Consider the following 24,304-nt stretch of genomic DNA (forward strand, 5'->3'; position numbering starts at 1 on the left):
CGCCCCTTGCCCAACTCAGGAACGCCCGAAGAAGGGCCCGCAGGCGGAGATCACAGCTACCATGGCAGGCCCGGAAGATCCGCTCAACTTTGCTGATTTGCATGTGACTTGATGGAGCAGCAGAGAGGTCATCGCGTGTACCTGAGTGTCCCCTTCGAGGACGGTGAAGTCTTCGTCGTCGAATTGTCCGACGAGCAGGGTTCCGGGGTGATCCGGGCGAGTCGCGGCGACGAGCTCTTCGAGACGTCCGCCGACACATTCGAGTCGGGTATGGCCCGGGTGCAGCGAGTGGCCGCGACCATGCTTCAGCGGCTGGCGGATCTGCCACGCAGTCCTGATCACGTCCGCGCGGAGTTCGGACTACGGGTGACAGCTGAGGCGGGCCTGGTCGTGGCGAAGGGATCCGGGGACGCGCACATCAAACTGGAGCTGGAGTGGAGCCGCCCCGAGAGCGGCGCATGACGCCGGCAGGCGAGCCGTACTCCGCATGGGAGCGCGGGACCGCCCGGGTGGTGCACGACGGGCGTCCGGTCGGGGTGGCATTCCTGATCCCCGACCGGCTGCTGCTTACGTGCACCCACGTCGTCGCCTCCACCGCAGGCCTCCCGGACGACGAGCCGCTGCCGGACCTCCTTCCGGTCACCCTCGACTTCCCGCTGCTGCCTGGGCGTCCCGAGGCCACGGCCACCGTGCACTTCAGCGTGCCTGTGGCCGGTGACAGCAGCGGCGATGTCGCCGTCCTGCAGCTGCGCGGCGAGCCCCCTCCGGGTGCCGTGCCCCTGCGGATCGTGGAGGCGGAGGGCCTGGCCGGGCACCGCTGGCGGGCTTTCGGCTTCCCGAAGTTCCCGGGACGAGGCGGCAGCAAGGACGCCGGGATCTGGACGCGCGGCATCGTCGAGGGCCGCGAGGGTACCGGCTGGTGGCAGCTGACCTGCGACGAAGAGGCACCGTTCCCTCTGGCAGGCGGCTTCAGCGGGGCGCCGGTGTGGGACGAGGAATACGGTGGTGTCATCGGCATCGTCGTCGCCGTCGAGGGGGACCGGCGGCGCCGGACCGGCTACGCACTCACCGTGGAGTCGCTCACCCGGGAGTGGCCCGAGCTGCGCAGAAGGCTGCTGGCGGACAGCCCGTACCGCGAACTGCTGCCGTTCACCGAGCACGACCGCGCCATCTTTCACGGCCGTACGAACGAGACGCAGCAGCTGATCGACCTCCTCAAGCAGCAGGTCCCCGTCCTGCCTGTGCTCGGACCCTCCGGCGTCGGCAAGTCCTCGCTGGTCGGCGCCGGCCTGCTCGGGCACCTCGACAGCGACCGGTACGTGATCGCCCGCTTGCCCCACGGGCTGCGCCTCACCGCCGAGGAACTGCTGGCCTGGGCCCTGGCCTCGGCCGGAGACGCGGACACCATGCAGGCGGGCTGGCACGACCGCTGGGTGGCGCTGGCCCGGCAACTCACCGACGAGCAGGGCATCCGTACCGCCGTGGAACAGACACTGGCCCGCCACGGCGGACGGTCCCGGCTGGTGCTTGTGGCCGACCAGTTCGAAACGCTACTCGCGGACGCCCCCGACACCGCCGGCCGACTGGATGCCATGCTCGGGGTGATGACGGCTCGCCGCACGGACGGCAGCCGCCCCGCCCAGGCCGTGGTCGTTGCCCGGATCGACTTCCTCCGGCAGATCGAGCAGCTCCCTCACCTTCGTACGGCATGGGACGCCACCTCCATGGTGGTACAGCCGATGACGCGAACGCAGCTGCGAGAGGTGATCGCCTGTCCGCTGGAGGGGCATGCGGGGGTCCGGTTCGCCGACGGCTTGGTCGAGCAGCTGCTGCGGGACACCCGGCCCGGTCCGGCCGCGCTGCCGATGCTGGAATACGCCCTGAGTCGACTGTGGGAGCGACAGGAACGCGGGTGGCTGACCACCACCGCGTACCAGGAGCTTGGTGGCGTGGAGGGGGCCCTGGCGGGAGAAGCGGACCACAGTCTGTGGGACTGGGCGGACAAGGCCGAGCAGCAGGCGCTGGAGCGGATCTTCATCCAGCTTGTACGTCCCGGCGAGCAGCTGGACGCCGGGGAGCGGGGCCCGGACACCCGCCGGGTCGCCGCCCGCACCCAATTTTCCCCGGGAGACTGGGCGTTGATCCACCGGCTGGCCAGCACGCGGTTGGTCGTGGTGACGCGCCGCCCGACGGGGCGGGACACCGCTGAGCTCGCGCACCAGGCACTGGTTGAGAAGTGGCCGCGGCTGCAAGGCTGGGTCGAGGAGAACCGGGAGTTCCGCAGCTGGCAGGAGGGGCTGCGCCGTTCCCTGCGGGCCTGGCAGGAGCAGGGGCACCCGCGCAAACTGGCCCTCGGCCGGGAGCAGATCGCGGAGGCGCGGCGGTGGATTGGCACACGCGTCACCGAAGTACCCGCCGAGGAGGCCGAGTACGTCGAGGCCAGTACTCAGGTCCAACGTCGGCGCCGCCTGGTCATCGCGGGCTTCGCCGTGCTCACCGCACTCGTTCTCGTTGCAGCCGGTCTGGCCACCCTCAACGCCCGCAGCAGCAGCAGCGAGCAGCGGGCCCTGGCCGCCACTCGGAGCCTGACGGAGCAGAGTCGGCAACAGGCCAACGCCGACCCGGCCCTGGCGGCTCGCCTCGCCCTGGCCGCTCAGCGCATCTCCCCGACTCCAGGGACCCGCGCGCAGCTCCTGGCCACGGTGTCCTCACCCCTGCGGGCCATTCTCACTGGGCATACCAAAGGGGTGAGATCGGTCTCCTTCAGCCCCGACGGCAAGACTCTCGCGACCAGCGGAAACGACGGCACCGCACGACTGTGGGACGTGCTGAGGCGTCGGCAGGTGGCCTCACTCGACGACCACAGTAGCCAGGTGGACACCGCGGCGTTCAGCCCTGATGGCAGGGCCCTCATCACCAGTCATGGCGGCTCGAAGGCACGACTGTGGGACGTCCATACCCGAGAACAGACCGCTACCTTGACCGGCGTCGGAGCCCCGGCTGTCTTCAGCCCGGACGGAGCCACAATCGCCACAGGCAGTCAGCAGGGCAAGGTCCTGCTCTGGGACGCCCGTACTCATCAGAAGATCGACGAACTCCAGGTCCACCGCAGCAACGACGGCGCCTCGCCTCACGGCCTCGCCCTAAGCCCGGACGGCAAGACCCTCGCCGTAACCGTCTTCGGCTTCCGGGCCAGTAAAAGCGACCAGTCCGAGGTGCAGCTCTGGGACGTGGGGAAGGGCCGGCGCATCGCCACGCTGAAGGGCCACACAGGGCAGGTGACTTCGCTGGCGTTCAGCCCGGACGGCGCTACCCTGACCACGGGTGCGAGCGATGCCACGGTGCGCCTGTGGGACGTGCGCGGGCGCCGCCCGGTGGCCACACTCACCGGACACAGCGGCACCGTGTTCGCGTTGGCCTTCAGCCCGGACGGCCGGACCCTGGCGAGCGGAGGCCAGGACCGTACCGTACGGCTGTGGGACGTGCGGGAACGTACGGCCGTGACCGTGCTGAACGGCCACACGGGGTTTGTGGACGCACTCGCGTTCAGCCCGGACAGCGCGATGCTGGCCAGCGGGTCCCAGGACGCTGCGGTCCGACTGTGGGACATGCGGGCCGGGCGGCCGCGCGCCACGATCGTCCGACCGGCCGGTACGGAACCCCGAACCGTGGTGTCGGAACCCGAGGCCGTTTACAGCCCCGACGGGAAGGTGCTGGCGGTCGGTGACGACTACGGGGGCGTACGCCTGTACGACGTCCGCGCGCGACATATGCTGGGGCGACTGACCGGAGTCGACGGCTCGGTGAGCTCTGTTGGGTTCAGTCCCGACGGCAGGCTTATAGCCGCGAGCAGCTACGACAGCCCGACAGTCCTGCTGTGGGACGTACGGAGCCGCCGTCGCCTCGCCACCCTCGACGACCACAGCAGACCCGTGTATTCCGTCCTCTTCAGCCCCGACGGCCAGACCCTCGCCACCAGTAGTTTCATCGACGGTACAACCCGCCTGTGGAGCGTCCGCACCCATCGTCGGCTGGCGTCCATCCCGGGCGGGTCCGGCTGGACGACTTTCAGCCCGGACGGCGAAACCCTCGTCACCAGCGCCTTCCAGTCCTCGGCCGTGCATGTCTGGGATGCCCGGAGCCACCGTCGGCTCGGTACCCTGGACGCGGTTAGCAAAATGTTAGGCCCCGTTGCCTTCAGCCCGGACGGTAGCACCCTGGTTACGGCAGGCGGAGGCGGAGAACTGCGGTTGTGGGACGTGCGGGCCCGCCGCCTCATCGCGACACTCGAGGGTCACACCGACGTGGTGGAGTCGGTGGCCTTCACCCCAGATGGGAAGAGTCTGGCCAGCAGCGGTCGGGACGCCACAGCGAGACTGTGGAACGTCACCACCCACCGCCGCCTCACCACCCTCGCTGGCCACACCGGCATCGTCGGGTCGGTCGCAGTCAGCCCCGACGGCCAGACCCTGGCAACGACCGGTGACGACCGCACCGTACGTCTTTGGGACATCGAAACCCGCCAGCAGTTGGCCCTGTACACCGGCCACACCGGTGGCGTGCAGTCGGCCATCTTCGCCCCGGACGGGGACGCCCTCGCCACCACCAGCAGCGCCGACGGGACCGTACGGCTGTGGGACACCGACACCTTCAACGACCTCGCCACTCTCACCCACAAGGCCTGCACAATCGCGGGCCGGTCCCTGACCAAAGGCGAATGGCGCCGCTACGTCCCCAACGGAGTCGCGTACCACCGGATCTGCCCCTGAGCCGTGGCCGAAGCCATGACGAGGGTCCGCACGATGTCGCTGGCCAGAAGAGTCACTGAGCTCAGGGACAACTTCGCCGCCGCCCCTCCGGCGCATGACCTCCAGCGACGCGAGCCACGTACAACTGCAGAAGCAGGGTCGGCGGCCCCCTCCCACTGCACAGGTCGAGCAGAGCCGGCCCGCCGCTGGCTGAACGAGCGCCGCGTCGGGCCGCTTCCCCGTAGTGGTGGAGCGGCCCGGTGCGACCGAGGCGTGGAAGGCAGGGAACGGCACCCTGCTGACCGGCCATCGAAGACCGCTCGTGGCGAGCGCATCTTCAGTTGGCTTCGCTGGATGGTCATGGCCACTCCAGCCGCACCAACTTCCCCAACTGCCTGCATCGTGGCACGGTTTGATCCCAGAATTTCGGGGGCGGCTAGGGCCGCAAGGGGCGCATGCGACAACAGGACGACGGGGGACGCGCATGGGGAGTGACACGGCATGACCGGAATGAAGCTCTACTCACTCGAATCGAATGATCCGCGGCGGCTCGGCCCCTACCGGTTGCTGCGGCGGATCGCCACGGGCGGGATGGGCCGCATCTATCTCGCGCGGCAGGAGGCGGCCGCAGCGGACGCAGCCGGGCCTACCGGAACCGTGGTGGACCATCCTTTGGTCGCGGTCAAGACGCTCCTCGCTGAGGGCTTCGTCAGCAGGCCGGACCGGGACCGATTCGCCCGCGAGGTGGCGTTGGCTGGACGCGTCGAGAGCGCGTCCACGGCCAAGGTCCTGGCCTCCGACGCGACGGCGAAGCGCCCGTGGCTGGCCATCGAGTTCATTCCGGCGCCCAGTCTGGCCGAACTCGTCTGCGAGGCTGGGACGTTGCCTGCCGACGCCGTGCATTGGGTCGCGGCCGAGGCCGCGCGTGCGCTGGTCGAGCTGCACGGCGTAGGGGTCGTCCACCGGGACGTCAAACCCCAGAACATTCTGCTGACCCGGGGCGGGCCCCGCCTCATCGACTTCGGTATCTCGCACGCCCATGACCACACCAGCTCCGCAACGACGATCGGTACCTTCCCGTTCACGTCGCCGGAGCAGGCGTCCGGCAAGAAGTCCACCACCGCGTCTGACATGTATTCGCTGGGAGCGACACTCTTCTTCCTCGCGGTCGGCCGCCCCCCGTACGAGCAAACCGACCACTCCATCGGGCTCCTTGCTCTCGTTCAGCGCGCCGAGCTCGACACGGAGGGGCTTCCCCAGCAACTGGAGCGGTTGATCCTCCCGTTGCTGCGGGCCGAGCCTGGGGAGCGGCCCGCACCCGCCGATGTACTGCGGAACTGCCTGCGCGGCCTCGGCCCGCTGACGGTGACCGGGCAGGCCGCACGGTGGCTGCCGCCGGAGTGGACCGCGCTCATCGAGGAGTACGCGGAGCAGGGACGCCAGTTACAGAACGGGATAGTCGACTTCGATGCGGCCGACGCACGGACGCAGGTAGGGCCCGAGGCCGACCGCGACGGTTGGGAAGAGACCGTCAGCGCGATGCGCGAACAGCTGGAGGCGCTACGCAAGCAACGGGATGCCCTAGCACAGGAGCAGGCCGAGGAGCGGGCGGAGGCCGAGGAGCGGGAGCGGCGGCGCCTAGCGGAGGAGGAACGCGGCCGCTTGGAGCAGGCGCGCAAGGCTGCGGACCGCGCGGAGAAGGAACGCAAGGAGAACGAGCGCAAGGAGCGCGAACGCGTAGCGCGGGCGGGGACCCAGACCTCTACCCAGGGCTCAACCTCCACGCCCTCTACATCCTCGGCCTCGTCGAGACCGAAGACTCCGGCAAAGTCCGCCTCGAAAACATCGAACAACTCCGAAGGCTGGGTCGGCCTGCTCGTGGGCGCAGTCATCATCGGGCTCCTGATCTGGCAGCCCTGGGACAAGCAGAAGGACAACAGCCCGCAAAGCAGCCCCCAGCCGACATACAGCTCCGGCCTGGTCAGCGGTGGCAGCAGCGGCGACGCCTCGTCCGGCTCCGACGGCTTCTCCACCTCGTCGAGCGGCGGCTCGGACGACTACGATCCCGAACCCGAACCGGAGACCAGCTCGCCGGAGCCGGACCCCACCGAGGATGCCTTCAAGGCCGTCTCGGTCGGGGACTGCCTGGACGTCGTCGACACCGGGTACGGCGGCGAGGAAAAGTACGACTGGAGCAAAGAGGAGCCCAACACGGCTCCTTGCAGCACCGCGCGCGTGCGGGTCTACCGCACCACCGGCGACTGCGACAGCGCCCGGGACCAGGCGACCTGGTCGTACTACTCCAGCAGCAGCGGCGAGCGCACCGCGCTCTGCCTCGAAGGCCAGTACCGCAACGGCGACTGCCTGCTCGCCAACAACCGCGGCGACTCTGCCAGCATCGCGCTGCTGTCGTCCGTGAACTGCACCGACAGACAGGTCCCCAGCGCGTACCACGACATCTTCGTCATCACGGCCATCTACCGGGCAACGGCGAGCACCTCCACCGCGGACTGCCGTGCCGGGCAGTACGACACGAACACATACTGGTCCCAGAAGGTGGACGACGGCGCCACACTGCTGTGCCTTAAGGCATACGACTGAGCCCGCTCCGGAGCTAGACGAGTAGTTCCGACGTGGCTCAGTGGTCGTAGGCGATGAGGGACCTGGTGACGGGTGCGCCGGTGTTGCGGTTGTGCCAGATCGCGCAGGTCATTGCCAGGATCCGCTGGGCCCCCCGGACACCGACGCCCGCGATGGTGCGTCCACCGTGCTGCTCGAGGTCGAATTGGACTTAAGGGTGTCGTTGACCGACTCGATCAGCTGCCGCACCGTCTTGAGCAGGGCTTCTGCGGGCTGCGGGATGTCGCGGTTGCGGTAGGAGGGCCGCAGCAGACTGATGCCGCGGGCGGTGAGGAAGCGGTCGAGGTAGGCGGCGATGCAGCCCGTGTCGCCAGGATCGCCGACGCGGCGACTCCGCCGACCCGGACACCGCCTCCAAGGCACTGCCTGAGCAGTCCCTCTAGCAGCTGCAGCTGCTCGAGGGACTGCTCAGGACACGCAGGAGGAGTGCGCCACCTGCTGCGGCTGCTGTCGAACAGTCACAGGGCATCGGCGGTCGACAGCCTGGAGCACTCCGTCAGAGTGCAGCGGCGTATGGTGGAGATCACCAACACCGGCCGCCGCGCCGTGAACCCGGACGGCTGGACCCTGCGCGACGAGGACGGCCACAAGTTCACCTTCCACCACTACCGCCTGGACGGCCGCTCCACCGTCCGCGTCCACACTGGTGAAGGCCGCGACTCCCGCAGCGACCTGTTCCAGGACCGCCGCAACTACGTCTGGGACAACCGCTCCGACACCGCCACCCTCCGCAACGACCACGGACGCTTCATCCACGACGCCTCCTGGGGCCACCACCGCCGACCAACCGGCTGCACACGTGACCGGTGACCGGCCCACGCGTGACAGCTGAGGTGCACTGTCGTTGAGCAGCACAACTCCATATGCCGGGCCTCGGGGGCGACTTCTCCCCCGAGGCCCCCGGCATGGTGACACGGAGGCTCCGGTTGAGCGAGCCAACCTTTCTCGTCGCTGGGCCCGGCCAACTGCGATGTCACTCCCCCGAACAGGTGGCACCCACCCGGACAGGCCCGGGTAAGACATGGCGAGGACGAGATGCCCCGGGAGTTCGGCCTTCCCGCGATGGTGCCGACACCGGACGTCTGGCTCGGCGAGTACCTGCTGGAGAACTGCTCAGGTGGCCGCGTCGAGCATCTCGGCCGGCATCGCGCCTTCGACGCCACCGGGCGCCCGACAGACCGGGCGCTCTTCGCCGTGATCCGCGAACAGCCCTGATGCGGGCCTACCAGCCACGGACGCTGCGCACTCCCAGGCGATCACAGACACGACGCGACCAGTACGAACCCCTACCGGTCCGACAGGCGCCGCCAACACCGTGGTGTCCGGCATCGACACGAGCAAGGTGTTGCGGTCCTTTGAGTGCCGCCCAACCTGCATGCCCGCCTGGGTGAGCGCCTGGCGGTATCGCCGCAACTCCCGCTGCACCGCCGTCCCGTGCCCGATCGTGCACACCACGCGGAGCAGTTCCTCGTCTGGGCCGTGATCGACGACGAAGCCGTCGTCGGTATCGCTGAACTCCGCACACCCGGCCCGCCGCAGAACCTGGCGGATCATCTCAATGTCCCGGCCCCACGCGTCCGGTGACGGACGTGGCCTGAGCCTGTGCCGGGTCGGCAGGCGGCCTTGGGTGTGCTGTGTCCCTCTCACCCCCGGCAGCATCGCTGGAGGGGCAGCCAGGCAACTGGCTGCCGGCTCCGCACACTCCACGCGGTTCTGATCACCGAAAGCGGCACGCCCCCCTCCCACCCCAGCACACGCATCCCGGGCGGCGCCTTCCGCACGGACCTGCAGCCCGGCGATGGAGGCCTCCAACCACCATGGCCTTCGTCGCACGCCATACCTCATCATCCGGGCAGATCCGCGCGGTGACGCCCTGGACACTCCAGGGCGCGAGGTATTGATCGCGTCATGAGTAGAGGTGCCTGGTAGGTCCTTCGATGCCTCACCTCAAACGGGCGCACGGGGACGGATGAGAGGGGCTCGGGCCCCGTCGGTTTGCCGAACTGAGCATCACCGTCTGGGACACCTCGCCCCACACGCCGGTGATGAAAAAGAGACTCCCTCGGCATCGGAGGCCACGGAATGCGCGTGGTTCACATGGTCAGCCACACCGTCGACGTCACCCTGCGCACCAACGGCAAACACGTCACCGCCCACCTGCACCTCACCACCGATGGCCACAGCGACGCGCCAGAAGGGCCCGACCTCCCCACTCCCCCTCCGAACAATCCACAGCGCTCACCGAGGTCTGATCAGGCCTCGTCAGGAGGCGCGGACGACCGGCCGGTGAGCTCCTTCTCGACAACAGCCGTGTACTGGGGGCTCCATGGTGACGGCCGGCCGTCCGCCAGGTCGATTTTGATCACGACCCGATGCCCCTCCGCGTGCACCGTGTGGCCGTCCAGAGAGACGACGGCGAATCGGTACGTCGCACTGGTGTTGCCCAGTCGTTCGACCCAAATCCTGATCTCCACGGCGCCGGATTCCCGCACCGGGGACAGGTACGAAACGCTCATCTCGCGTACCGCGATTGCCCCGTCGGGATGGCTCGGGCGGCCGTCCCGCATGGTGACACCGTACCGAGACCAGAAATCGGAGATCGCGCGCTCGACCAGGACGGGGTAACGGGCGTTGTGCAGCATGCCCATGGCATCGAGGTCGTCGTAGTGCACGGACTGTCGGAGCGTGACCCCACGGTTCGCACACCTATCCATCGTCACGCCTCCATTTGGGCTAAGTCGGTGCCGCACCCATGACACCCGCTCACCTCCGGAGAGCATAGTGATCCCTCCCTGACGGACAACGCGGCGCTCACTCGAATGAGGGACTTTCGGCGTGGCGACGGCCGAGCTGCGCCAAAAGGTGAGGGAAGGATGTTCGGTGCGTTGGAGTGGACCGGATGTCTAGTGCCTATCTCGGGAGTTCTCTGATGACTAGTCGCGACGAAGTCTTCGATGTGCTTGTGCAGAATCTGATGCAGGTCAACCCGGCTTTGTCCCCCCAAGACATCAACGGGGAAAGGTCACTGGTGGCAGACCTGGGCCTGGATTCGTTCGCTCGGGTTGAGTTGCTGGTCCTGGCGGAGGAGACGCTTGGCCTTGCTCGCCACGTGGACCCGAGGAGTTTCATCGGCGCGCGCACTCTCGACGACCTCGTCGAACAGCTGATGGCGACCGAACTGCCCACGCCCGTGCAGCGCTGACCCAGGAGGGTCGACAGGGAACGGAGCGACATGATCACGCCGCCCAGCCCTTGCTCTGTGCGCGAGACCGATCCGCGGGCGGTCAAGCACTGGGCTCAAGGAGCGTCCGGCCTGTTCGCAGGTCCCACGCTGGGTCCCGTGGAGGCCGACCGGTGCTTTTACGTGCACGGGCCGGACTTCGCCCGTCGGTTCTTCCACGCCCACGATGGTGCGCTCAGTCACGCCGACGGATGGAACAGTGTCCTGGGAGCGGCCTTTGGACACGGGATGCTCAATCTCGACGGGCGTCTTCACGACACGTACCGGCGGGCCGTGATGCCGCTGCTGAAACGACGCGCCGTTGCCGCCTACGCCCCGCACATCACCTCCGCCTTTCGCAGGGTCACTACGGAGCTCGGCGGAAGCGTCGACGTGTTCCCTCTCGTCCGCAGACTCGTGTTTGAGATCTCCGCGGAGATTCTCGCGGGTATCGCACCGCGCGACACCGAGGAACTGTTGGAGGCGTACATCCATCTCCAGGCGCCTCGGCCCCTGGGCACCGCGGAGGGTATGCGCGCCGTACAGCGTGCCGTCAGGGCACGCCATGCACTGCGCGCCGGTCTCCTCGCCGCCGCCCGCCGGCCAGGCGGCAACCGCGACAACGCGGTGACCCGGCTCAGAGCGCTGGACGACCGGCCGTCGGACCTCCAGATCGCCGAGAACCTGTCCATTCTCCTTCTCGGCGGATACGAGACCACGGGCTACCTGCTGTCCCGGATGCTGTGGCTGGTGGCTCGCCACGCGGAACTACAGGAACAGCTCCGCCTGGGGTTCCAAAGGAAAGACCCTGTCGGGGGACGGTCGCTGTTCGACGCGGTGTTCGCCGAGACGGCCCGTCTGCACCCACCCCTCGCGCATCTCCCGCGGCGTTCGGGCGTCGACCTGAACTGGGCGGGACACCACATTCCCGCAGGCAGCCATGTGTTCTTCTCCGTTCTCACCGCCCACCACGACCCGGTCCTGTTCCCCGAGCCGGAGAAGTTCCGAATCGGCCGCTTCGGTGTCGGAAAGACGGAGGAGACCCCGCCCGGCTTCGCCCTGGTCCCCTTCGGCGCAGGCCCTCGTATCTGCCCCGGTGTCCATCTCGCCACACTCACCAGCAGACTCATCACCCAGCACTTCCTGGAGGCGTTCCGCATGAACGCCGATTCCGACAGGTACGTGGCGGACGTCACGCACAACGGGGCGAGCATCTCCCCGGCCGGACCGCTGACCATCACCTTTTCGCAGCACCGAGAACGGACCTCGCGATGAACGCACCAGCGGACCATCCACTGGACCAGGCGACGCTTCCCGCGGCCTTGTCAGCGTTGTCACGCCACTTTCCGGCCGCGACGGCCACGTTCCCCGGCATGAACGTGAGCCTGGACGCCGCCGGACTCGACCAGGCATCGGCCCGGTTCGCCCGCGGCCTGCTCCGCCACGGTGTACGCCCTGGAGCCGTGGTCGGTCTCGCCGTTCCGGCCTCGGCGGACTTCCTGGTGAGCCTCTTCGGCGTACTGCGGGCGGGTGCGGCGGTCTGTCCGTTGCCGGCACTGCAGGGGCTGTCCAGCAGCAGAACTCGTCTCGCCCACGCTGTGCATGCGGCAGGAATGCGTCACCTGATCACCGGCGCAGTAGATCCGACCGCCATCGGGTATCTGCGCGAATCCTGTCCCGGCCTGGCGCTCCTCGGAGCCGACATCGGCGCACCCGGCAGCGGCACCCTGCCCGAGGTAGCGCCCGACGATCTCGCGATCGTTCAATTCACTTCCGGCAGCACCGCCGAGCCCAAGGGCGTCATGCTCCCGCACAGGGCAGTGCTGGCCGGTCTGCGCGCCATTGCGCTGTCGAGTGGACTGACGCCTGACGACGTGCTCGTGCAGTGGGTGCCGCCCCATCACGACATGGGGCTCTTCGGAATGCTCACCGCGCTGCTCAACGGCGGCAGCGCGGTCCTCCTCAGCCCGATGTCCTTCATCCGAAGGCCGGCGGGCCTCTTGGCGGAAATGGCCCGAAGCCGCGGCACGCTCATGACCGGGCCGGACTTCTCCTATCGACGCCTGGCTTCGGCGGCGACCCCGGAGACCCTCGCCGGGCTGGATCTGCGCCGCTGGCGCATCGCCTTCAACGGTGCCGAACCGGTCCGCGCCGCCACACTCACGGCATTCGAGGAGCGCTTCGCCCCGGCCGGGGTCGCATCGTCGAGCATGTATCCCGTCTACGGGATGGCAGAGGCGACCTTGGCAATCACCTTTCCCGAACCGGGCAGCCGGCCCCGCGTGGTGCACGTGGACCGGGAAGTGCTCAGCAACGAAGGCGCTGTTCGCTTGCGCCCCCACGACCACCCCGGAGGCAAAGCGCTCGTGGCCGTCGGCAAGCCGGTCCACGGCATGCGTATGCGGCTGGTGGAGAAGTCCGGAGAGCTGTGCCGTCCCGGCCGGCTCGGCGAAGTCCAGATCAGCGGTCCAGCCGTGACCACCGGCTACTACCGAAATCCCGAGGCCAACAGGGAAGCCTTCGACGGCTGTTGGTTCCGCACCGGCGATCTCGGCTTCCAGCTCCAGGGGGATCTGTTCGTCGCGGGCCGCAACAAGGAAATGATCATCATTCGGGGTGTGAACGTCTTCCCGGAGGACATCGAGGCGGTCGCGAGCCAAGTCCAGGGCGTCCATCGCGGACACTGCGTCGCCTTCCCTGTGACGGACCACGACGGTGATGAGCGCATCGCTGTGGCGATCGAGGTAGCACGCACCGGAGCACCCGAATCCACCGCCAAGCGTGTACGGCGAGCGGTGTGTGAGGCGCTCGACATCAACGCAGTCGAGGTACACACCGTCGCCGCCAACTCCCTGCCCCGTACGACAAGCGGGAAGTGGCAGCGGGCCCTGACCCGGCAACGCATCTCTCGTTCGGCGTCGGCTGCTGGCGCTCACGAGATGGCGCGCTGAGGGCGTTCCACTGCCGGTGCCGAGTCATCACCCGGCACCGGCACATGGATCAGTAGGAGCCGAAAGCCATGTTCCCCGGAGCGGCAGGGTCGACGCTGGTGTAGAACTCCTCAATCGCCCGGATCAGTTCCTCCAGGCTGACGGAACCGTCACCGTCGCGGTCCAGCGCGGTGAACGCCAAGTCTGCGTCGGTGGTGTTCATGCGCAGGCTGCGCTGTACCCGGCGCAACTCCTCGCGGCCGATCAAACCATCGTCGTCGGTGTCGCACAGTTCGAGCGTCGCCTTCGCGAGGGGGCGCATGACACTTCCGTAGTCGATCGGACCGTCGACATGCAGCGATGCGACGTACTCCTCACGAGTGACCACGCCATCCCCATCCGCGTCCGCGTGCCGCAGCAACTGCTCCCAGAGCTGGGCGTATGCGTTGCTGAGTGCTTCATACTTCGGCGCCCCGGGCGATTCGCCGAACTCCTCGGCCAGACGGCGAAGAGACTCCTGGAAGTCTGCGGCCGTGACCGCGCCATCGCCGTCGACATCGAGAAGTTCGAAACGCTTCGCGATTTTGGACATCAACAGATCAGGTGACATGTGACTCCACGGTTGACTGGCGAGAATTCGCCACCAGTAGGTGAATCCCACATTACCGCGTATACATAACGGCCCGGCGGGCTTTTGGCGTCCTGACGTGTTTCTGCTGCGCGCAGCCGGTTACTGCTGGGCTTAAAATATGGAAATCGTTAGAGAGGAATGATGGTGCACGGCCTCGACCGTGCCCGCGGAGTGAGCGAGTCCAGGTCGTAGGCGCCGCGGGCGGTGACGACCCACGCCCCGCGCCATTCGTACTGCACCACCCCCGCCACCTCCGAGGCGCGTCCGGTGCGCTGTTGCGGCAACGGCTCCCCGCCCGTGTCGCTCACCAGCGTCGGCGTCACAGCCTCCTCCCGAGACACCTTCAGCCTCCTCCGGTAGCTCTCTCCCCCAACGGGATCACGTCATCGATTGCCGGAAAAGTGTGTCACGTATCCGAGTTCCGGCAACAGCTCAGAATGCCACAGTGGCCCTTGCGCCCAAGTCCCGCACCGTCCACGAGGACGCCGCAACCACGGGCTGGGCGTTTGGCCCGCACGCCACCGTCGCCCTCCACGGGTTTGCCCGCACCCTCGACCAGCCTCAGCGCGCCCTGGAGAACCGGCACGCCATCACTGAGGCCACGGGAAACTCGTGGAGCGCCGCCGCATGAGCGATGACGGGGCCCTCAACGTGGTGCACCCCGTCTCCGCAGCGCCACAACATCAAGCCCTGCGGCATCGCCCGACATGTGCGCGCCGCCCGGGGTGTCAGTCGGGCCGCTGTTCTGCGCCGGTGTTCTTCTCCCTTGTATCGGGCGGTTGTCGGGCTGGAAGGCGCCGGCGATCAGCAGCGGCAGGTCCAACCCCGTATGCGCCGTCCGCACCCGGGTAGACGCCAGCAGGTCAGCCACCGGACCGCAAGACGACTCGAAAGATCCCACATGGTCATCCCGCTTATGAAGCAGGCGGATGAACAGGGCGGGGACGAGCCCACCACGCTGCACTTCAGTGCGGCGTGGGCAGAGGGCACCGTCCCGCTAGCCGACGCGCGCCGTGCCGTGCGTGCCTTGCTCACCCACGCCCCGAACACCGGCCGCACACCCCCGCCCGCCCGCCTGACCCTGGACGCCGAACTCGTCGTCAGCGAACTGCTCACCAACGCCGTGAGACACGCCCCCGGACCCTGCGGGATCAACCTGCAGCTCTCCAGTACCGAACTGAGCATCACCGTGTGGGACACCTCGCCCCACCGGCCGGTGATGAAAAGGAGCGACCCCAGCGGCATCGGAGGCCACGGAATGCGCGTGGTTCACATGGTCAGCCACACCGTCGACGTCACTCTGCGCACCAACGGCAAACACATCACCGCCCACCTGCACCTCACCTCCGACGGCGACAGCGGCGCGACCGCAACGACCGTCATCCCCACACCCCGTCCGAGCAACCCACAGCACTTGCCCTGACCACCAAGAAACCTCCCCGCACTCACTCGGCACCCTCGGCCCGGTCGGATGCAAGCTGTCCGGGCCGACGAGGGTCGTCGCCCGGCAGGCCCCACATCGGCTGTTCTCACGGCCCGAGAGGCTGAGTTTCGACGGCCGAACTGCATCAAAACCGCACCAAGGGGACGAGAGGCGCCAAGGCCGCCACGACACCTCCTGACCGCGGTGCCACGGGGCGTGGCGTTAGCAGAAGGACCAGCTCCACCAGCCAGACGGACGAAGATCGCACAGCCAGCAGGGGATGACGTGTGGAGCGCTCGACGGGCCCGGGCCAGTGGCTAGCCTGGTACAGGTCTACCGGCAAGGGTGGTTTGGCGATTGCGGACGCGGTCGGCGGGCACGCCGACACAGACCGCCTGTGGCAGCGAACATTCCGCTCCCCCACGGCGCTGCCACAGCCGGCTGCTGATCGTCCTCGAAGACGCACACGCAGCGCAGCATATGCACCTTGATCATCTTGTGAGGACCAGGGTGTGGGCAGCATCGGCAGGGGCCCTGGCGGCCCCCTGGGAATCGGACACACGAGCCAAGGGTGGCGGCCACCCGCTTGGCCGGTCGTCGCCTCTTTCGCGCTGCCAGACTCCCAGGAGGGAACGCGCCGGTGGGGGCGTGGGTGAGGCACCTGGGCGGTGAGGCGGGGTGGGTGTGACCGAACGCGGTACGGCCGAGCGTGCGGTTCCGGATGGGACGGGGCCGGCCAGGAGGGACCACGGCGTCCCTCGCGCACGCGCGGCGACGGGGGACGGGCCGGGTGGGCGACAGTACGGTGGCGGCCCCGATGGGCAGCAGAAGAGCGACGGGGCGGCGCGTGCGGTGCCGCGGCACGTGGCCTGCGTGATGGACGGCAACGGCCGCTGGGCGCAGCGGCGTTCGCTTCCCCGCACGGCGGGGCACCGGGCCGCTGAGGCCACTGTCATCGACATCATCGAGGCGGCCCGGGCTTCCGGCGTGGAGTGGCTCAGCCTGTATGCCTTCTCCACCGAGAACTGGAACCGTCCTGGCACTGAGGTCGAATTCCTGATGCGTCTGGTTCGCCGGGTCGTGCGCAAGCACGCGCCATTGCTGCTGGCCCGGGGCATTCGCTGCCGTTTCCTCGGGGTCGCCGACCCTCGCATCCCGCGTGAGCTGGCCCGGGATTTCGAGGATCTGACGACGCTGACCGCAGACAACCGGGGGATGACACTGACCGTGGCCTTCGACCACGGCGGGCGCCGGGACATCGTGGAGGCCACCAGGTCGCTGATCCGCAGCAAGACACCCGCGGACGAGGTGACCGAGCGGCTCTTCGCGGACCACCTGCCGTTCCCCGACACCCCCGACGTCGACCTGGTCATCCGCACCTCTGGCGAGCAGCGCATCTCCAACTTCATGCTCTGGCAGGTCGCCTACGCCGAGTGGGTCTTCCCCGAGGTGCTCTGGCCGGACTTCCGGGCCCCCGACTTTCTCGCCTGCCTGCACACCTACCGGCGCCGCGACCGCCGTTTCGGCGGCGTGCCGCCCCGCACGAACGGAGACCCCTCATGACCACCACGGGAACGGCCGACGAGACGCCACTGTTCGGCCCGGAATCACGGTTCAGCGCCTTCTTTGACGACCCGCGCTGGGCGCTGGCGATGATCCGAGCCACCGTGCTGGAGGCCGCGCACCCGCAGATCGGCGCCGCCCTCGTCGACAACTCCACCTTCGTCGCCCACCCCTGGCGCCGGCTGCGCAATACCTTCCTGAGCATGCGGCGCATGTTCGGCGCTGACCCTGCGGTACGGGAACGGGAGGCCGCCCGGCTCAACCGGCTGCACGCCCGCATGAGCGGCTCCGATTCCCGCGGCCGTGCCTACGACGCGATGGACCGGGCGACCCGGGCCTGGGTGGTCGCCACCCTCTTCGAAAGCGCCGTCACCATGTGCCGGCTAAGCGGTCAACCGCTCGACCAGGGCACCATGGAGCGGATGTACGCCGAGTACCGCGCATTCCTCGCCGCCCTCGACGGCGACGCCGCAGAACTCCCCGAGGACATGAACGACTTCTGGCGATACTTCGACCGGGTCGTCGAGGACGAACTGGAGAACACCGAGGCGGCCCGCGTCATCCTCTACCGGCTCTTCGACCACCTGCCCGCCCCGGCGCTGCTCGAGGGGGCACCGACGCTGTGGGCAGCCGGCCGAGCCGTAGCCGGTCCGCTGCTGGGCGCGATCACCGTCGCCTCGCTCCCCGAGCCGTACCGGCGCCGGGCCGGTTTGCCGGAGATGCCCGGCGCCTCGACTCTCATGCAGGGCGCCTACTGCGCCGCCGGACTCGCCCGCTTCCTGCCCGAGGGCTGGATCAACGCCGAAAGCATCATCGAAGCCCTCTCCCTCTCGCCCGACAGCGACGACCCCCGGGGCCGGACCGTGACCGCCCTGGCCGCCCGCATGAAGCGGGCATCGGCTCTGCTCCGCCTCCTCACACCACTGAGCGGCGGCCCCGACCCGGACCCGGCACCCTCAACGGGCTTGGGAGAGAGCCGGCGTTCAGCGGAGGAGTTCTTCCGCAAGGTGCTGGACCAGACCGGCGACGGCCATCTCGACTGGCCCGACCTCGCCGCCATGGCCCGTGAACTCTCCACCCGCCTCGACCTGGACGAACCCGAGGAGACCCGGCTCTACAACGCCTTCGCCGCCTGGTGGCGCGAGCTGCAGAGCGCCCTCGACACGGACGGCGACGGCCGCGTCAGCGCCGAGGAGTACGCCGCCGCCGTCCCCTCCCTCGCCGGACCCGCACTCATCCGCGTCGCCGAGGTTCTCTTCGACGCCACCGACAAGGACGGCAGCGGAACCATCGACGCCGACGAGTACCGGACCCTTTTCCGCACCGCCTTCCACCGCGACCTCACCACCACTGACGGCACCTACAGCCAAAGCGCCTTCGTGGGCGACTTCCTCTCCTTCATGTCGGGCCGCCGCACAAACACCGCGTACGGCCCCCTCCTCGCCGACGCCTAGAGGAGGTCTCTCAAGAGGGCACCGTCAGGATGCGAGGATCCGGAGCCGTCGACAGCGAGGGCTGCCTTGTTTGGGACTGCTGGAGGGAAGAAGAGGTCCTCGAGCGCGTCCGCAGCGAAGAGAGAAGCCATCATCACAACCGGCAGAAGCAGGGCAAGCAGAATCACAGAACCTCCCGGCAGGCAGGTCGGTCTGTGGGCTTGGCAGCGGTCTGTCGGTGCCAGAAGTCTGCTGTGTCGCGCTCCCCGAGCGCCAGGTGGTGCAGGTAGAGGCAGTAGGCAGCTGCGGCTTGTCCGGCGCCGGCGGTGTACTGCCCACCAGATCTGCGCGCTGGCCGACTTGGGGATGGGCGGGTGAACGCCTGCTGCACGACCCGGTCAGGCCGTCTTCGACTCTTATGCAGGTCTTGCCGACGAGGTTCGACGAAGAAGACTGCGGACAACGCCTGAGGTCCGAGGCGGAACCCGCCGCGCAAGGTGCCCGCCTCATTGGTTCTCTACCGGAGTGACGGTTCTTTGTCGCTTGCCAGCCTTGCGTGGAGTTCGACGTCATAGCGCACGCCGTCGTATTCGAGTTTCTGCCGCTGAAGTCCCTCGGCCGCGAAGCCAGCGGCGGCAGCGACCCGGCACGACGCGGGGTTGTTGACCCGGTGGCCCAGCTCGAGGCGGAACAGCTCAGCGTCATCGAACGCCCACCGTGCCAGAGCCCTGCATGCCTGCGAGGCAACCCCCCGCCCGCGGGCCGTGGACGTCGTCCAGTACGACACCCAGCCGGTGGCATGACGCCGATCGACGGCACCAACGGCGACGTTTCCGAGTACGGCGCCTCCTTCATCAACCACGGCGAAGGCAAACGCCGACCCCGCGTCCCATCGCTCCATCCACCCCGAAATCCACCGTTCCGCAGCGTCCTGCGAGTCGATCGCCTCCTCAGACTGCCCACGCATCAAAGGGTCTGCAAACGCACTCATCACAGGGCGGGCATCCAGCCCGGCCCATCGACGCAGCAGCAGCCCGGATGGAGTCTCTACGTGATCACGCACGGCCGGAGTCTCGCCCATCACGGGGCCCCTGTCACTCCGGTTCTCGCAGAGCTCAGGTTCGAAAACACTCACTGCGGCGGTGCCTGGGATGCCGGCCCCTGGGGACTGTCGGACGTGAGAATCGCCCTGGTCCTCGGAGCGGACACACGACGCCGTGCTCAAGGTGTGGCAGGACGAACGCGACCGCCACGGCATCCGCCCTCGTCGGGCCCGCCAGGAGTCTCCGCCTGGAGAGCCGGACTCCGGCGCATCACTTGCTGCGGCGCTGCGCACCCTGTACCAGCGGGCAGCCTGTCCCTCCCCGTTCAGCCTCGCGGTCGCTACCGGGCAACTCGTCAGCCACACGGCATCCGCCGGATCCTTCACGGTGAGAGGCCCGGGACCTGGGAAGAAATCAGTGCTCTCATCCGCGCTCTGGACGGGGAACCGTCGTTCTTCCGCCCGCACTGGCACGAGGCACACGAGTCCTCCTCACCAGCGTTGTCCGACAATCGCGGAAACCCCAACCAACCGCCTCAACCGTCTACTGAGCACCTTCGGCGACAGCCTCCACGACACGCGCACTCTCGTACCCTCGCCCGGGCCACAGTCCGGCGGCGCGGACTGCGCCGTCGCATGGCAGCACAGAACACGCGGCCCGCCCTGTAGACGACGCTGACGCGACGCCCGGCACCGACGTCACCGTCAGCCCCGTCCCATGATTCGGCCGGCTGGAGTTCTCGTGCCGACGGATCGCGGGAACCCCAGCCCGTGCCAGAGCCGCCAGCGCCTCCTCGTGAGGTGCACCCCGCGGCTCAGCCGGCCGTCCCGGGCCCGGCGCCTCTCGTGACAGGGAGGCGAATGAGACAGCCACATCGTCGAAACGGCTGTCTGGTTCTCGTTCTTGCCACTCGTGCCAGCCACGAGGGGTTCACGCTCGCCCGTTTGAATCCAGCGGTGTGTTTCCGCACCGTTGCTTCGCGTGCGCGACATGTGGGTGACGCTGCGTCAGTGGGTCTGTGTAGTGCCGTCTATGTGTTCGAGACCCCCTGGACAGGCTCTGACCTAGCGAAACGACCGGTTCACCGTGCGTTGAAGCAACAGCCTGCTGGCTACCCTGAGTTTCAGGGGCGCCCTCTCCCATGAAGAACTCTCGAGGCTGAGGAGCACGGACGTGACCGACCTCGTACTGCTCGCGGGCGGCTCGGTGACCATGACTCACCACGTCACCGGCACCTACTTCATGTGCAACGACTGGCACGACGGTGTCGGCAACCACACCCAGACCTGGGCACAGGACCCGTTCGCCAAGGACAACAACTCCCACCGGTGGTTCCTGCGGCAGAACGCCGACGGCACCGTGCGCATCGAGTCCTACGCCAACCAGCGCTGCCTCACAGCAGGGGCCAACCCGCCCGACACCGTGACCCTCCGAGAACCCACCGACAGCCTCAACCAGCACTGGCGGCTGGTCTCCCACACCGAGCGAGGCAACGACTTCTACCTGGTCTCTGTCGTGCACCCCCGATACGCCCTGGCCATCGCCGACCATCTCCCGGGCAACGACCGGCTGGTGGGCCTGACCCGCATGTGGGGCGGACCGAACCTCTCCCAGCTCTGGCGGATCTACCCCTCCTCACAGGATCAGTGATGACTCCCGACCAGCACACCCTCCGCCACGTGCTCAAGATCCTGATGCGTACGGCGGCGATCGCCGCCCTGGCGCTCGCCCCGATGGCCGTTCCCTCCTCCGCTTCCAGCACCCCCAACGTGGTGCGAGCAGAGATCGACTGTCCGTCCGGCTACGTCCACGGTGCCACTGTTGCGCCCGGGGACGGCACAGCATCATGCGCGGTCCCGTGAGACCGCGCACAGACGTCAGGCGCGGGCGAGTTCGGCCGCACCGAAGGAGACGTCGAAGCGGTCACACCAAATGCTGACGCTGGTGTAGCGAGCAGGGTCGACGTCGTCGGGCAGGACGTAGTTCTGACTTCCCTTGTTGCCCTTGAGCTTGCCCAGGCTGACATACTTCCCGTCATCGAAGACGTGCCAGCCGGACTTCCCCTCCTTCACAGGTGCGTCGGTCAGCCACACGCGCAGGTCCGGCCCATTGCTGGTGTCGAGGTTCTCCATCCGAACGACGTGGGAGCCATCGGCCAGCTGTACGAGTTTCACCGTGCCCGATGTCGCGTGTTCGTGGCTGATCAGTTCACCACTCGCCAGCGTCAGCGGCCCGACCGGTGAGGAAGGCGTCTCGGCCACCGCCGTTGGTGGGGCGGATGTGGTCACTATCTCGGGCAGAGCCTCTTGGACGGTCTCGTCCTGCCACAGCTTCCACGGCTGGAACCAGTACAGCCCGAAACCTACCCCGGCAACCGCCACCACTAGCACCCCGATGACCAACGGCTTGGTCAGTGCCTTCCGCGCGCGCCTCATCCTTGCCTCGCCCCTCAAGAGTCCGCCTGTCGCTCCCCATTCAACGCGGCGAGCTGTCGTCCCGTAGCCCGCAGGAGATGACGGAACCCTTACGCTGCTGTCACGCCCATCGGGACGACCGACGGCCACAACGCCTAGCACGCGCTGGTCCTTCCCGAACACGCCGAACGACCCCGGCAGGCACTGCAAGAGGCTACGAGAACAATGAGCCCGATGATGAGCCACACGGGCTTTCCTCGTCGCGGCATCCAAGCTCAGGGTGGCGAAGGTGCGCCAGGGCCCGTCCGGGGCGGCGGCCCGCAGTTCGAACCGGCTGGGCCGCGGGCTAGCTCCTGCCACAGCGTCGGCCGCACGTCGTCCCGGCGTGAACCGGGGTCGTGCACCGGAAGGCCGCCAGCACACGCTCGCAATTGCCCACCCGGTACGACAGCAGGGTCGAGCACGGGCCACGTACCTCGCGACCAGGCCCGGAGAGCGATGACGCCGCCCGAGGGTTAGGTGCGGCACCCGTAACTGTCGCCGTCAGCGCATCGGGCCGCTCCCAGCCCGATGCGAGGTCCGGAACGCCGGAGGCATGAGTCCGAACCCCGTACCGGGCGCTTCTGGCGGGTGCTCAGGGGCGGGCGCCGGGCTTGTCGACGACGCCCCAGGCGTCGCGGGCGCTGACGACGAGCCCGTCGGCCTTGCTCGTCCCGAGGTAGGCATAGCTCTCGGGATCGAAGAAGATCTCCTGCTTGCCCTGCCAGCCCGACGGGATCTTCTCGGCGTAATGCACGCTCACGCTGATCGCCGCACGGCCGAGCGGGTCCTTCACACCGGTCGTCACCCGGGCGCCGGGGATCTTCGCGAGCGCCCGGAACAGGCCCGCCTGGACCTTCGGCGGGATCAGCACCGAGCGGTACAGCACGTTGATCTCCCGCCAGTCGCGCTGTGCGCGCGTCTCCCCCTTGATGTCACCGATGGCGTGCTCCTCGCGGATGCGCTTCATCATGCGGTCGGGGTCGCTCGGCAGGGTGTCGAGGAAGCGGTAGAACTGCCGCTGGGAGCGGTCATCGTAGCCCTCCTTCTTCCATTTCTCCTCCTGGTTGGGGCCGTACCAGACCTGGAGCTTGTCCGGGTCGAAGCCCGAGATGTCACCGGCCGGGGCAATGCCGGGCAGATTGGCGTGCCCGGTGCCGTCCCAGCGGGTCCACTCCTCATCGGTGCGCGGCTTGTCCTGGCCGAAGACGGTCTCCTTCTCGTACACCCACTGCTTCGGGCCGGGTTCGGTCCCGTCGTGCTTCTCGACGGTCGCGGCGGCCAGTTCGAGCGTGTCGGCGGAGGCGCCTGCCGACAGCACCTGAGGGCCCTTCGGCGCGGAGGCGCCGGAACTGTCTCCGGGCAGAGCCGAGATGATCCCGGCGGTCACTGCGAGGGCCCCTGCGGTGGCGGCGCCGACGAGGATCATCCGGCGCTGGGGAAGGGCGGCGCGCCCGCGGCGGGTGTCCTGGTGGATCGCCGCGGTGAGGCGGGCTCGCGGCGCGGCGAGCCGGTCGGCGTCGGGAAGGGGTGCGTCGGCGCGCAGGCCGCGGAGCACGGAGAGCTCGTTCATGCGGGGTCACCTTCGTGTATGCGAGCTTCGACGAGAGGGCCGCCTGCGCCGGCCGCGCGGCGCAGCTTGCGGCGGGCGCGGTTGAGGCGGGAGCGGACAGTTCCGACGGGAATGTCGAGGGCCTCCGCGATCTCCTGGTAGCTGAGGTCGGCCCAGGCGAACAGCAGCAGGACGTGCCGGTCGCCCGCGGACAGTCGAGCCAGCGTCTCGGCCAGGGGGCGGGCGGCGGCTTCGGCGGCAAGACGGTCGTCAGCGGAGTCGGTCCAGCTGTCGGCGATGGGGTCGTGGCCGGTGCGGGCGAGCAGTTTCAGCGCCTTCACCTCCTGTCGGCGGTGTCGGCCGATCTCCTTGGCGGCGATGCCGTACAACCAGGGCCGCACGCCGGCTCGGGCCGCATCGAACCGGGCCCGTATCCGGAAGGCCGTCAAGAACGTTTCCGCGGTGACGTCGTCGGCTGCGTCCCGGCCCAGCCGCCGGGTGACGTACTGGTGGATCGCCGGTGCGTGTCGGTCGAAGAGCGCTGCGAAACGCTCGGGGTCCTCCACAGAGGCCGCGATGAGCTCGGCGTCGCCGCCGGCCAGGTCGGTCATGGACAGTCCGTCCGTCGGTGGGGTCGGTGGGTGTCAGGATGGTGGGTGCTCACACCC

At 68.4% G+C, this 24,304-nt stretch carries 20 protein-coding genes and 1 pseudogene; 12 read left to right on the forward strand and 9 right to left on the reverse strand.

Annotated elements, in window-relative coordinates; translation table 11 throughout:
* Positions 1 to 135: 135 nt before the first annotated feature.
* From BJ965_RS00395 to BJ965_RS00405, 3 genes are all read left to right on the forward strand, one after another.
* The gene (locus tag BJ965_RS00395; RefSeq protein ID WP_184906796.1) at positions 136 to 462 is read left to right on the forward strand and encodes a CU044_2847 family protein; all 327 of its coding nucleotides are present in this window, start codon (positions 136 to 138) and stop codon (positions 460 to 462) included.
* On the forward strand, positions 459 to 4,769 hold the full coding sequence (locus BJ965_RS00400) for an nSTAND1 domain-containing NTPase (protein ID WP_184906797.1): 4,311 nt from the start codon (positions 459 to 461) through the stop codon (positions 4,767 to 4,769). The genes BJ965_RS00395 and BJ965_RS00400 overlap by 4 nt, the downstream gene beginning before the upstream one ends.
* 480 nt (positions 4,770 to 5,249) lie before the next feature.
* The gene (locus BJ965_RS00405; RefSeq protein WP_184906798.1) at positions 5,250 to 7,349 is read left to right on the forward strand and encodes a serine/threonine protein kinase; all 2,100 of its coding nucleotides are present in this window, start codon (positions 5,250 to 5,252) and stop codon (positions 7,347 to 7,349) included.
* A gap of 37 nt (positions 7,350 to 7,386) precedes the next feature.
* Here the strand turns inward: BJ965_RS00405 and BJ965_RS40295 are convergent.
* Positions 7,387 to 7,697 (reverse strand): annotated as a pseudogene (locus BJ965_RS40295) (IS982 family transposase); the annotation flags it as partial.
* Between the two features lie 174 nt (positions 7,698 to 7,871).
* Between BJ965_RS40295 and BJ965_RS00415 the strand changes: the two are divergent.
* Positions 7,872 to 8,198, forward strand: coding sequence for a lamin tail domain-containing protein (locus tag BJ965_RS00415; RefSeq protein ID WP_246546311.1), 327 nt, complete (start codon positions 7,872 to 7,874; stop codon positions 8,196 to 8,198).
* A 303-nt stretch (positions 8,199 to 8,501) separates the two neighbouring features.
* Here BJ965_RS00415 and BJ965_RS00420 read toward each other — a convergent pair whose 3' ends face one another.
* Both BJ965_RS00420 and BJ965_RS00425 read right to left on the reverse strand, forming a co-directional pair.
* Entirely contained in the window at positions 8,502 to 8,942 is a 441-nt protein-coding gene (locus BJ965_RS00420; protein WP_184906799.1) for a hypothetical protein, read from the reverse strand.
* A 698-nt stretch (positions 8,943 to 9,640) separates the two neighbouring features.
* A complete protein-coding gene (locus BJ965_RS00425; RefSeq protein WP_221513024.1) occupies positions 9,641 to 10,060 on the reverse strand; it encodes an acyl-CoA thioesterase in 420 nt (139 codons plus the stop codon).
* Between the two features lie 257 nt (positions 10,061 to 10,317).
* Here BJ965_RS00425 and BJ965_RS00430 point away from each other — a divergent pair, with 257 nt between their 5' ends.
* The 3 genes from BJ965_RS00430 to BJ965_RS00440 all read left to right on the forward strand — a co-directional run bounded on the left by BJ965_RS00430 (position 10,318) and on the right by BJ965_RS00440 (position 13,559).
* Positions 10,318 to 10,590, forward strand: a complete 273-nt coding sequence (locus tag BJ965_RS00430; protein ID WP_184906801.1) for an acyl carrier protein — start codon at positions 10,318 to 10,320, stop codon at positions 10,588 to 10,590.
* A gap of 267 nt (positions 10,591 to 10,857) precedes the next feature.
* Positions 10,858 to 11,883: a cytochrome P450 gene (locus tag BJ965_RS00435; protein WP_184906802.1), complete on the forward strand. Its 1,026-nt coding sequence runs from the start codon at positions 10,858 to 10,860 to the stop codon at positions 11,881 to 11,883.
* Positions 11,880 to 13,559 (forward strand): AMP-binding protein, encoded by a 1,680-nt coding sequence (locus BJ965_RS00440; protein WP_184906803.1) that lies wholly within the window; start codon positions 11,880 to 11,882, stop codon positions 13,557 to 13,559. Before BJ965_RS00435 ends, BJ965_RS00440 begins: the two co-directional genes overlap by 4 nt.
* A gap of 49 nt (positions 13,560 to 13,608) precedes the next feature.
* Here BJ965_RS00440 and BJ965_RS00445 read toward each other — a convergent pair whose 3' ends face one another.
* On the reverse strand, positions 13,609 to 14,199 hold the full coding sequence (locus tag BJ965_RS00445; RefSeq protein WP_184906804.1) for an EF-hand domain-containing protein: 591 nt from the start codon (positions 14,197 to 14,199) through the stop codon (positions 13,609 to 13,611).
* Positions 14,200 to 14,297: 98 nt separating this feature from the next.
* Positions 14,298 to 14,492, reverse strand: a complete 195-nt coding sequence (locus tag BJ965_RS00450; protein WP_184906805.1) for a hypothetical protein — start codon at positions 14,490 to 14,492, stop codon at positions 14,298 to 14,300.
* Positions 14,493 to 15,070: 578 nt separating this feature from the next.
* On the opposite strand from BJ965_RS00450, the gene BJ965_RS00455 reads away from it, so the two are divergent.
* From BJ965_RS00455 to BJ965_RS00465, 3 genes are all read left to right on the forward strand, one after another.
* Positions 15,071 to 15,592, forward strand: coding sequence for an ATP-binding protein (locus BJ965_RS00455; protein ID WP_184906806.1), 522 nt, complete (start codon positions 15,071 to 15,073; stop codon positions 15,590 to 15,592).
* 876 nt (positions 15,593 to 16,468) lie between these two features.
* Positions 16,469 to 17,155 (forward strand): polyprenyl diphosphate synthase, encoded by a 687-nt coding sequence (gene uppS / locus BJ965_RS00460; protein WP_221513324.1) that lies wholly within the window; start codon positions 16,469 to 16,471, stop codon positions 17,153 to 17,155.
* The gene (locus BJ965_RS00465; RefSeq protein WP_184906808.1) at positions 17,152 to 18,609 is read left to right on the forward strand and encodes an oxygenase MpaB family protein; all 1,458 of its coding nucleotides are present in this window, start codon (positions 17,152 to 17,154) and stop codon (positions 18,607 to 18,609) included. Before uppS ends, BJ965_RS00465 begins: the two co-directional genes overlap by 4 nt.
* A gap of 496 nt (positions 18,610 to 19,105) precedes the next feature.
* On the opposite strand, the gene BJ965_RS00470 is transcribed toward BJ965_RS00465, so the two are convergent.
* Positions 19,106 to 19,651, reverse strand: coding sequence for a GNAT family N-acetyltransferase (locus BJ965_RS00470; protein WP_376777887.1), 546 nt, complete (start codon positions 19,649 to 19,651; stop codon positions 19,106 to 19,108).
* Between the two features lie 1,153 nt (positions 19,652 to 20,804).
* On the opposite strand from BJ965_RS00470, the gene BJ965_RS00475 reads away from it, so the two are divergent.
* Both BJ965_RS00475 and BJ965_RS00480 read left to right on the forward strand, forming a co-directional pair.
* A complete protein-coding gene (locus tag BJ965_RS00475; protein WP_184906810.1) occupies positions 20,805 to 21,281 on the forward strand; it encodes an RICIN domain-containing protein in 477 nt (158 codons plus the stop codon).
* A complete protein-coding gene (locus BJ965_RS00480) occupies positions 21,281 to 21,493 on the forward strand; it encodes a hypothetical protein (RefSeq protein ID WP_184906811.1) in 213 nt (70 codons plus the stop codon). The genes BJ965_RS00475 and BJ965_RS00480 overlap by 1 nt, the downstream gene beginning before the upstream one ends.
* Positions 21,494 to 21,508: 15 nt before the next feature.
* Here BJ965_RS00480 and BJ965_RS00485 read toward each other — a convergent pair whose 3' ends face one another.
* The 3 genes from BJ965_RS00485 to BJ965_RS00495 form a co-directional block, all read right to left on the reverse strand.
* Positions 21,509 to 22,066, reverse strand: a complete 558-nt coding sequence (locus tag BJ965_RS00485) for a DM13 domain-containing protein (protein ID WP_184906812.1) — start codon at positions 22,064 to 22,066, stop codon at positions 21,509 to 21,511.
* 613 nt (positions 22,067 to 22,679) lie between these two features.
* Positions 22,680 to 23,657 (reverse strand): CU044_5270 family protein, encoded by a 978-nt coding sequence (locus tag BJ965_RS00490; RefSeq protein WP_184906813.1) that lies wholly within the window; start codon positions 23,655 to 23,657, stop codon positions 22,680 to 22,682.
* Entirely contained in the window at positions 23,654 to 24,247 is a 594-nt protein-coding gene (locus BJ965_RS00495; protein ID WP_184906814.1) for an RNA polymerase sigma factor, read from the reverse strand. The genes BJ965_RS00490 and BJ965_RS00495 overlap by 4 nt, the downstream gene beginning before the upstream one ends.
* Positions 24,248 to 24,304 lie beyond the last annotated feature (57 nt).

The organism is Streptomyces luteogriseus (assembly GCF_014205055.1).
Taxonomy (GTDB): Bacteria; Actinomycetota; Actinomycetes; order Streptomycetales; family Streptomycetaceae; genus Streptomyces; species Streptomyces luteogriseus.